The sequence below is a fragment of the Amycolatopsis sp. M39 genome (assembly GCF_001651785.1).
Lineage (GTDB): Bacteria > Actinomycetota > Actinomycetes > Mycobacteriales > Pseudonocardiaceae > Amycolatopsis > Amycolatopsis rubida.
Window position 1 is genome coordinate 24,106 of record NZ_LWSF01000026.1, and the last position, 7,958, is coordinate 32,063.

Genomic DNA, 7,958 nt, shown 5'->3' on the forward strand with positions numbered 1-7,958 from the left:
TCGGGCTCTGCCTCATTCGGCTAGAAAGGTTCATCGTCGTGTTCCATCTCAAGGGCCGCAAGCAAACTGTCGCGCAGAGCGGTGACGCGGCGGCCTCCGTCGCCCAGACCGTCAGCGACGTGATCTCCGACATCGAAGAGCGCGGCGACGCCGCGCTGAGCGAGTACTCCGAGCGGTTCGACCGGTTCTCCCCGGAGTCGTTCCGCCTGAGCGACGAGCAGATCCAGGCGTGCGTCGCCCAGGTAGACCCGCAGACCCTGGACGACATCCGCACCGTCCAGCGCAACGTCGAACGGTTCGCCCGGCTGCAGCTCGCGTCGCTGACCGAGTTCGAAGCGGAGGTCGAGCCCGGCGTTTTCCTCGGCCAGCGCAACATTCCGGTCGGATCCGTCGGCGCGTACGTGCCGGGCGGCCGGTATCCGCTGCTCGCCTCGGCACACATGACGATCGTGACGGCCAAGGTCGCCGGCGTGCAGCGGGTCATCGCCGCCACGCCCGCGCCGGACGGAGAGATCCCGGCCGCGAGCATCGCGGCGATCCACCTCGCCGGCGCCGACGAGATCTACCTGCTCGGCGGCGTCCAGGCGATCGCTGCCCTCGCGGTCGGCACTGAAACGATCGCTCCGGTCGACGTGATCGCCGGGCCGGGCAACGCCTACGTCGCCGACGCCAAGCGACAGCTGTTCGGCCGCGTGGGCATCGACCTGTTCGCCGGTCCGACCGAGGTGCTCATCCTCGGCGACGAGACCACGGATCCGTTCGTCGCCGCGGTGGACCTCCTGAGCCAGGCGGAGCACGGCCCGGATTCCCCGGCCGTGTACGTGACGACCTCCGAGGACAACGCGCACGCGGTGCTCGACCAGATCGAACGGCAGCTGAAGGTGCTGCCGACCGCGGAGATCGCGGGCGCGGCGTGGGAGAACGTCGGGGAGGTCATCGTCGCCGAGGACCTGGACGAGGCATTCCGGATCTCCGACGAGTACGCCAGCGAGCACGTCCAGGTGCTCACGAACGAACCTCGCCTGGCGCTGGAGCGGCTGACGGATTACGGTGCGCTCTTCCTCGGCGACCGGACCGCAGTGTCCTATGGGGACAAGGTCATCGGGACGAACCACGTGCTCCCGACGCGCCGTGCCGCCCGGTACACCGGCGGATTGTGGGTCGGAAAGTACCTGAAGACGGTGACGTTCCAGGAGATCCGGTCCGACGAAGCCAGCGCCCGGCTGGGTAAGCTCCTCGGACGAGCGGCGCGCGCCGAACGCTTCGAGGGACACGCCCGGTCCGGCGACATCCGTGCCGCGCGGGTGACCGGCGAGTGGCCTGAGTGGACGGCCGGGTTGCGTTGACGCCGCCGGACCGTGCTCAGCGCGGATGCGCAGAATCGAGGAGCGTGTCATGACAGACGCCGAATCCGGACCCGGCGCGCGGCTGGCCGTCGACGGATCGATCGCGACCGCGGTGCTGATCGTCGGCTCCGGGCCGGGCGGATCGGCAGCCGCGCACGCGTTCGCCGGGTCGGGTCTCGACGTTCTGGTGGCCGAACGCGGCTCGCATCTGCCGAGCGTGCCGCGCGACGAGATCGTCACCGCGATGCACGTCGACAAGCGGTACGCGAACACCGAGAAGTGGTACGACGCGTCCGACGGCAAGCCGTTCACGCCCGGCACCTATTACTACGTGGGCGGCAACACCAAGTTCTACGGCGCCGCGCTGCCCCGGTTCCGTCGGCAGGACTTCGAGCGCACTCCGATGCAGGAGGGGTTCTCGCAGGGCTGGCCGTTCGGCTACGCGGAAATGGAGCCGTACTACACGCGGGCGGAGAAGCTCTACCGCGTGCACGGCCGGCTCGACGAGGACCCGACGGAACCCGAGCACAGCGAGGACTTCCCGTTTCCCGCTCTCGAGCACGAACCCGACATCGAACGGTTCGCGGCCTCGCTGCGGGCGCAGGGGCTGCACCCGTACCACACGGCCAACGGGCTTGAGGTGACCAGCCAGGCCGAACGCGAGGAGGAACGCGCCTCCGACGGCACGCCGAGCTTCGCCGACCGCAAGAGCGACGCGTGGAACCGCCTGCTCAAACCGGCGCTCGACGCGGACGAGCGGATCCAGCTGCTCACCGAGCTGCGGATCACCCGCCTCATCGCCGCGAAGGACGGGAGGCGGCTCGTGGCCGCCGAAGGCACGTACCGCGGCAAGCCGGTGACCATCCACGCGGAGCGCATCATCCTCGCGGCGGGCGCGGCGAACACGGCTGCTCTGCTGCTGCGTTCAGGCGTCGCCAATTCCTCGGATCTGGTAGGCCGCAACTACATGGTCCACAACACCACGTTCCTCGTCGGCGTGCATCCCTTGCGGCGCAACCGGACCGCCTGGCAGAAGACGATCGGCGTCAACGACTGGTACCTCGCCGGCGACGATCGTCCGCCGCTGGGGAACATGCAAATGCTGGGGAAGCTCAGCGCCGAAATGCTCAAGGGCTTTTTCCCCCTCCTGCCGCGGTTCCTGCTGAAATGGGTCACCGACCGCAGCATCGATCTGTGCCTCATTTCCGAGGACGTCGCCGATCCGGGCAACCGGGTCACTGCCGACGGCGAGCGCATCGTCGTCCGATGGAAACGCAACAACCTCGCGGCGCACCAGCACCTGGTCGGCAACGTTCGCAAGGCGGTCCGCAAAGCCGGGTTCCCGTTCGTCTTCACCAGGCTGATGGGAATCGCGACGAATTCGCACATGTGCGGAACGACGGCGGCCGGCACCGACCCGGCCTCGTCGGTGGTCGACGAGAACTGCCGCGCGCACGACCTGGACAACCTCTGGATCGTGGACAGCTCGGTCTTCCCGTCGTCAGCGGCCTCCAACCCAGTCCTCACCATCTCGGCCAACGCGTTGCGCGTGGCCGACAAGATCCGCGCGGCGCTCGCGCCCTGACCGGCACCGCCCGCGCCCCCTTTCCTCAGGAGAACACGAGATGTCAGAGAACACGTTGACCGGCGGCCAGATGATCGTCGACGGGTTGATCCGCCAGGGCGTGGAAGTGGTCTTCGCCGTGCCCGGCCACGGCAACACCGCGCTGCTCGACGCGTTCGTGGACCGCGAAGACGAGATCACCGTCATCCAGGCCATGCACGAGCAAGGCGCTTCGCACATGGCGGACGGGTACTACCGCGCATCCGGGAAGATCGCCGCGGTCTGCACGTCGATCGGCCCAGGCGCTACGAACACCGTGACCGGCATCGCCACCGCGTTCTCCGATTCGCAGCCGCAGATCGTGCTGACCGGATCGGTGCACACCTACCTCGAGAACCGCGGCGTGCTACAGGAAATCGACCGGCCGCACGGTTCGAACTGGGGCGCGGTCATCGAGCCGATCGTGAAGCGATGGTGGCGTCCGGTGACGCTCGGCCAGATCCCGCGCGTGATCTCGCAGGCGTTCACCACCCTGCGCGAAGGACGCCGCGGCCCAGTGCTGCTCGATGTGCCACAGGACTTGCAGGCGGAAGCCGGAAACTACGAACCGGTCGAGGGTGCGCCGATCGACCTTCCCCGGCCCACCGGCGACATCGAGGCCGTGCGGCAGGCGGCCGAGCTGCTGCGGTCCGCGAAACGGCCGGTGGTCCTGGCCGGGGGCGGTGTGATCGCCGCAGAAGCGAGCAGCGAACTCATCGCGGTCGCGGAACGGCTCGGCGCCCCGGTCACCCACACGTTCATGGGCAAGGGCGCGGTTCCCGCGGACCACGACCTCTACGCGTGGCCGTGCGGCGACCTCGGCTCGATCCCCGGCAACGGCGTGACGAAGCGGGCGGACGTCATCCTCGCGGTGGGCACGCGGTTCAGCGACCGGATCACCTCGTCCTACCGCAAGGGCGTCACGTTCACCTTCCCGGAAACGAAGCTCGTCCACATCGACATCGACGCCTTCGAGATCGGCCGCAACTACAAGGCCGACGTGGGGATCGTCGGGGACGCCAAGTCCACGCTCGCGACGCTCGCCGCGGAACTCGGCGCCGCCGAAGGGGATTACCGGGAGACCGCCTACTTCGCGGAACTGCAGTTCCTGAAGAAGGAATGGGAGGAGTACCTGCGGCCCGCACGCGAGGCCGACGTGCGGCCGGTCACCAACTCCCGCGCCATGGTCCAAATCCGGGAAGCGCTGCCGCGCGACGCGGTCTGGGTCACCGACTCCAGCAACCCGGCGAACGGCGCCTTCAACGAGTTCCCGATCTTCGAGCCGAGGACCAACATCGTCGCCGGCGGTTTCTCCGGCATCGGATTCGGGCTGCCCGCCGCGATCGGCGCCCAGATCGGCGCACCCGGCCAGCAGGTGGTCGCCTACATCGGCGACGGCAGCCTGCTGCAGACCGGAACCGAACTGGCGGTCGCCGCCCAGCTCGGCGTCCCGGTCCTCGTGATCGTGATGAACAACGGCGGCTGGGAGGCGATCAAGGACCTGCAGATCAACCTCTTCGGCGCGGACCGCGACATCATCACGCAGTGGAAGACCCCGGACGGCAAACCGTATTTCGCCGACGTGGTCGGCTTCGCCGAGTCACTGGGCGTGCCCGGCGAGCGGGTCGAGGATCCCGACGGCGTCCGCGCGGCGGTCGAGCGGGGACTCGCCGCCGCCGGGCCGTACGTGGTGGAGGTGTTGAGCGCGAACGCCTTGCCCTGGAGCAAGCTGCACGAGACGGGATGGTGGGACATCACGGTGCCGGCCTACCTCGGGGCGAAGCGCGACGCGTACGTGGCCGGCCGCGGCTTCTGAAGCTTTCCGGTGCCCGCGAGCCTCGCGCGGGCACCGGCTTCATCGACGGGAGAACGATCATGACACGCGTGCTCTACCTCTACGGAGGATGGCCGGGCCACAACCCGTACGGCGTGGGCGAATGGGCGACTGCCACCCTGGAGGGGCTCGGCTTCGACGTCGAAGAGTCGAACGACATCTTCGCGCTCGACCAGGATCTCACCGGCTACGACCTGATCGTCAACAACTGGAACAACGCCCTGCTGAGCGAGACATTGACACCCTCGCAAGAGTCGCACTTGCTGGGCGCGGTCGAAGCAGGAACCGGATTCGTGGCGTGGCACGGCGGCGGCGCGGCGTTCCGCGGCAGCGTGATGTACCACCTGATGCTCGGCGCGGATGTCTTCTACCACCCGGCGGGGGAGGGGGTGCGCCATCCGTATCCGTTGTACGTCGTCGACGGCGAGCACCCGGTCACCGCCGGCGTGACGGACTTCGACGCGGCGAGCGAGCAGTACTACATGAACGTCGACCCGAGAAATCACGTGCTGCTGGAGACCGTTTTCGACGGCGAGCACATGCCTTGGCTGGCCGGGCAGCGGATGCCGCAGGCGTGGACGAAGGAGTGGGGAGCGGGGCGCGTCTTCTACAGCGCGCTGGGCCACTACCTGGAAGATTTGACCGCGCCGCCGGTCGAACGCCTCATGCGGCAAGCATTCCAGTGGGCCCGGCGGGACCGCTGACCCGCGGCTACGCGACCTCGACGCTTTCGTTGACCCCCAAGAAGTTCCGGATCGCGGTCTCGTCGGCGCCGGGGAGCAGCGAGACCGTCGGCAGCGCGGCGGCGTGCCCGAGCAGCGTACGGACGGCCAGCAGCGCGATTTCCCGGGTCGCGGACGACAACGGCTGGTCCGGCCGCTTGATCAACGCCAAGGTGTCGTACAGCGGCTCCGCGAAGGGGCGGACGGTGAGGCCGCGGGATTCCACCTGGGAGCGCAAGGCCGCGCCGCACACGACGGTGCCGCCGAAACCCTCTGCGACCAGATCCAGCGCGTCCGTCAGATACTCCACTTCGATGTGCGGCTCGACAGCCAGACCCGCCACGGCGGCACGGTGCGCGAGCTGCCGCCGGGCCGGATCGAGGTCGCGGTAGTGGGCGTCGTAGAGGACCAGCGGCCGGCGGCAGAAGTCGGCGATGGCCATCGGCTCGCCGGCATCGGCACTGTCGGAGGACGCGTAGAACACCTCGTCGCGCGCGACTTGCAGGATGCCGAGGTCGTCCTCGTCGATGGGCAGCGTGACCAGCCCGGCCTCGAGGTCGAGGTTGCGGACGTCCTCGCCGGTCTCGGAACTGTTCTGGCCGACCAGGCGCAGCCGGACGTTCGGGTAGGTGCGGTGAAAGGTCGCCGCCAAATCGGACCCGATGTAGTACGGGCTGTTGCGAAGCAGCCCGAACGCGGCGCTGCCGCCTTCGAGCGTCTTCAGGGACCGGACGGCGGCCGCGCCGTTGTGAGCGGCTTCGATGGCATGTTTCGCGTACGGGTACAGCTCCTGGCCGGCCGCAGTGAGCTTCAAGGCCCGCCGATGCCGGACGAAGAGCACCTCGCCGAGTTCGGACTCCAACCGCTGGATGAGGTCCGAGACGCCCGGCTGGGTAAGGCCGAGCTCCTTGGCTGCCGCGGTGAACGACCTGAGACGCACCGCGCACGCGAACGCCATCAACTGGTTGAGAGTCATGAGTCAATCTTATGGATTTGGCCCGTAATCGCCAGTACTGAGGTGGGTCGGTCATGGGAAGCGCAGGAAGCCCCGGCAACCGAGCTCCGCAGTGCGACCGGAAGCGGAGCAGATCGGAAGCGATGGCCCGGAACCCGCACGACAGCAGCTCTCGGGCGCGGACTGGTCTGGCGGTGGATGGCAAGCGGCCGCCCCTGCCTGAGCGTCCGCGACTCGCGACACGCGACCCGAGGCGCAAAGCGGAACTCGGAGTCGCCGGAGGCGAGGAGAAGCCGTCGAGGCGGCGGCTCGAGCCGGGCAGGTCGCGATGACCGAGACCTGGGCCGGGGCCGGCACGGACGAGTCAGTCCGGCTTTACCGGGATGTACGTGTCGGCGACGTCCAGCCCGCGAAGAAGAGGAGCAACGAGTCGCTCGGCTATTTCGCGCTGGGTCTCGACGAGCTGACCAGTGGATGCAGAGGTCACGCGCACGTAGTCATCTCTGCTGTACGGATGCGCGTACCAGCCCATTCCGGGACTCATCTTGTCGGCCGCAAGTACGTTGCGCATCCGGTCGACGCGGAGCCCCAGTCGCCACTGACCCTGGTAAGCAGCGTGCTCGTCACCCAATTGCCCAGCTGGCGCCAGGAACGTGTGCGTGAGCCCCAGAACGACCGCCGGCACCACGACGGGTGCTGGGTCGCTGGGAGGATAGCTCTGCTTCTGCCACGGGAACGTGCCGCGACCGCAGGTGAGACGCAGGCCGCCATCCTCTCGGACGACGAGGTCCACTAAAGACGGTTCGTAGGTTTCGTAAGTCGGGCTGTAGGTGGTGAACGCGTGGCCATCGGCTCGAGTGATCCGGTTCGGGACTGTAAGACGTTCGGTGTAACTCCCGATCATGGAAGTGCACCTGATGACCGACATGTTGTCCGGTGTGGAGAACGCTGAGGGCTCGAAGCCCGAGACGGGTTGGGACGGCCTGGATGGCCAGCTCGTCGAGCGGTTGGTGAGTCGTGCCAGGGCTGGTGGGTTGAAGCTGACCGGTGAGGGCGGGGTGCTGCAGTAGTTGACCAAGCGGATGCTGGAGTCCGCGGTGGACGGCGAGATCACCGATCACTGGGGTTATGACAAGCACGACCCGGCCGGCCGCGGGACCGGCAACTGACGGAACGGCGCCCGCTCCAAGACTGTCCTGACCGACGTCGGGCCGGTGAAGGCCGACGTGCCGCGGGACCGGGACGCGAGCTTCGAGCCGANACGGCGCCCGCTCCAAGACTGTCCTGACCGACGTCGGGCCGGTGAAGGTCGACGTGCCGCGGGACCGGGACGCGAGCTTCGAGCCGAAGATCGTGGCGAAGCGGCAGAAGTGCTTGACCGGGGTCGACGAGATGGTGATCTCCTTGGCTGCCAAGGGATTGACCACCGGAGAGATCTCCGCGCACCTGGCCGAGGTCTATGGTGTCGCGGCAGACCATTTCCCCCATCACCGGCAAG

At 68.1% G+C, this 7,958-nt stretch carries 8 protein-coding genes; 6 read left to right on the top strand and 2 right to left on the bottom strand.

Annotation, left to right across the window (positions count from 1 at the left end; all coding sequences use genetic code 11):
• Window positions 1–38: 38 nt before the first annotated feature.
• The 4 genes from hisD to A4R44_RS36565 are packed head-to-tail and all read left to right on the top strand — an operon-like array spanning window position 39 to window position 5,487.
• The gene (gene hisD, locus A4R44_RS36550; RefSeq protein WP_067591282.1) at window positions 39–1,346 is read left to right on the top strand and encodes a histidinol dehydrogenase; all 1,308 of its coding nucleotides are present in this window, start codon (window positions 39–41) and stop codon (window positions 1,344–1,346) included.
• A gap of 49 nt (window positions 1,347–1,395) precedes the next feature.
• On the top strand, window positions 1,396–2,931 hold the full coding sequence (locus tag A4R44_RS36555) for a GMC oxidoreductase (RefSeq protein ID WP_198545572.1): 1,536 nt from the start codon (window positions 1,396–1,398) through the stop codon (window positions 2,929–2,931).
• A 40-nt stretch (window positions 2,932–2,971) separates the two neighbouring features.
• The gene (locus A4R44_RS36560; protein WP_067591288.1) at window positions 2,972–4,765 is read left to right on the top strand and encodes a thiamine pyrophosphate-binding protein; all 1,794 of its coding nucleotides are present in this window, start codon (window positions 2,972–2,974) and stop codon (window positions 4,763–4,765) included.
• A 59-nt stretch (window positions 4,766–4,824) separates the two neighbouring features.
• Window positions 4,825–5,487 carry a ThuA domain-containing protein gene (locus A4R44_RS36565; protein WP_067591292.1) on the top strand — a complete coding sequence of 221 codons (663 nt, stop codon included), beginning with the start codon at window positions 4,825–4,827 and terminating at the stop codon, window positions 5,485–5,487.
• Window positions 5,488–5,494: 7 nt separating this feature from the next.
• Here the strand turns inward: A4R44_RS36565 and A4R44_RS36570 are convergent, their stop codons facing one another.
• Together A4R44_RS36570 and A4R44_RS36575 are read right to left on the bottom strand one after the other, a co-directional pair.
• Entirely contained in the window at window positions 5,495–6,481 is a 987-nt protein-coding gene (locus A4R44_RS36570) for a LysR family transcriptional regulator (protein WP_067591296.1), read from the bottom strand.
• A 343-nt stretch (window positions 6,482–6,824) separates the two neighbouring features.
• Window positions 6,825–7,364 carry a hypothetical protein gene (locus A4R44_RS36575; protein ID WP_067591299.1) on the bottom strand — a complete coding sequence of 180 codons (540 nt, stop codon included), beginning with the start codon at window positions 7,362–7,364 and terminating at the stop codon, window positions 6,825–6,827.
• On the opposite strand from A4R44_RS36575, the gene A4R44_RS49535 reads away from it, so the two are divergent.
• Both A4R44_RS49535 and A4R44_RS49540 read left to right on the top strand, forming a co-directional pair.
• Window positions 7,363–7,530 carry a hypothetical protein gene (locus A4R44_RS49535; protein ID WP_198545573.1) on the top strand — a complete coding sequence of 56 codons (168 nt, stop codon included), beginning with the start codon at window positions 7,363–7,365 and terminating at the stop codon, window positions 7,528–7,530. The genes A4R44_RS36575 and A4R44_RS49535 overlap by 2 nt on opposite strands.
• A gap of 214 nt (window positions 7,531–7,744) precedes the next feature.
• The coding region (locus A4R44_RS49540; RefSeq protein ID WP_232791942.1) for a transposase at window positions 7,745–7,958 on the top strand (214 nt) is incomplete at its 3' end.

Excerpts from the sequence above, each read along its gene's own strand:
- A4R44_RS36555 (WP_198545572.1), top strand. The coding sequence starts at position 1,396 with ATGACAGACGCCGAATCCGGACCCGGCGCGCGGCTGGCCGTCGACGGA.
- A4R44_RS36560 (WP_067591288.1), top strand. The coding sequence starts at position 2,972 with ATGTCAGAGAACACGTTGACCGGCGGCCAGATGATCGTCGACGGGTTG.
- A4R44_RS36565 (WP_067591292.1), top strand. The coding sequence starts at position 4,825 with ATGACACGCGTGCTCTACCTCTACGGAGGATGGCCGGGCCACAACCCG.
- A4R44_RS36570 (WP_067591296.1), bottom strand. The coding sequence starts at position 6,481 with ATGACTCTCAACCAGTTGATGGCGTTCGCGTGCGCGGTGCGTCTCAGG.
- A4R44_RS49535 (WP_198545573.1), top strand. The coding sequence starts at position 7,363 with ATGGAAGTGCACCTGATGACCGACATGTTGTCCGGTGTGGAGAACGCT.
- A4R44_RS36575 (WP_067591299.1), bottom strand. The coding sequence starts at position 7,364 with ATGATCGGGAGTTACACCGAACGTCTTACAGTCCCGAACCGGATCACT.